At 74.8% G+C, this 1221-nt stretch carries 1 protein-coding gene and 1 pseudogene; both read left to right on the plus strand.

What is annotated here, in order from left to right:
- Positions 1 to 136: 136 nt before the first annotated feature.
- On the plus strand, positions 137 to 895 hold the full coding sequence (locus tag G3I42_RS00880; protein ID WP_164281942.1) for a DUF4239 domain-containing protein: 759 nt from the start codon (positions 137 to 139) through the stop codon (positions 893 to 895).
- A gap of 95 nt (positions 896 to 990) precedes the next feature.
- Positions 991 to 1221: pseudogene (locus G3I42_RS00885) on the plus strand (hypothetical protein); the annotation flags it as partial.

A 1221-nucleotide genomic window follows, 5' to 3' on the forward strand; every position in this document is an offset into this window, starting at 1 on the left:
CCACCCCTCGCCCGGGTCCGCACCCCACGCCCGGGCCCCGCCCCACCCCTCGCCCGGGCCGCGCGCCGCCCTTCGCGGGCGCGCGGCCCCGTGCCCGTACCCCTGTTCCCTCCGGCCTGCCCCCAGGAGCCTCGCCGTGCCCCAATGGCTGATCTACACGCTCGCCTCCGTGCTCGTCTGCGCGCTCGTCGTCGGCGCCGCCGCGCTCAGACAGCGCCGCGTCACCGACGAGGACACCTCCGAGACGCCCGACGTCCTGGAGTACATGGTGATGATGGTGGGCGTCGTATACGCCATCGTCCTCGGCCTCGCCATCGCCGGTGTCTGGGAGGCCCGTCAGGCCGCCGACGACACCGTGCAGCGCGAGGCGCAGTCGCTCTACGAGATCGACCAGCGCCTCGACGTCTACCCCGCGGCCTTCCGCGAACAGGTGCGTACCCACATCGACGCCTACGCGCGGCACACCGTCACCGCCGAGTGGCCGGAGATGGAGGCGGGCCGCGAACCGGACGCGAAGGGCGCGGCGCTGCTCGCGCAGATCCGCTCCGACCTCGCCCACCGCGAGCCCGCCGACGAACTCCAGGCGCAGGCGTACCAGCCGCTGCTCGACCAGGTGGCCGCCGCCGACGACGCGCGCCACCAGCGCATCGACTCGGCCGGGTCCACGCTCCCCGGCAGTGTCTGGTTCGGCCTCCTCGCGGGCGGCGCCGTGACGCTCGGCCTGCTCTACACGCTCCAGATCCGGCGCACCACGCGCGAGGTCGTGCTCGCCACGACGTTCAGCGCGCTCGTCGTCTTCCTGCTCTTCCTCGTGTGGAGCTTCGACGCGCCGTTCGGGCGCGACGGGCTCGACTCGGCGCAACCCCTGCTGGAGTTGTACGCGACGGGCGGCTGAGCGGGAACGTCACCGGATGTTCACACCCCTCGCGCGATCCCCGGCGCGCGCGAGGGCACCCGCGAGGAACCGCCTGTGCGAGGGAGTCCGGAACCGTGGTGCTTGTCGCGTCCCTGCTGCTGCCGCTCGTCGCCGTCCTGCTCTTCGCCATGGACCGGGTGGAGGACTGGATGGGGTCGGCTTCGCCGCCGGGGGAGCGGGGCCGGGCGGAGCGGGGCGGGGCGGAGCGCCCGCCGCATCGCCGCCGGACGCGGCATCTGCGCCTCGTCCGGGGCGAGGCGGCGGACGCTACGGTCGCGGGCGGTACGGGCGTGCGCGCTCCCGTC

The sequence above is a fragment of the Streptomyces sp. SID11385 genome (assembly GCF_010548245.1).
GTDB lineage: Bacteria > Actinomycetota > Actinomycetes > Streptomycetales > Streptomycetaceae > Streptomyces.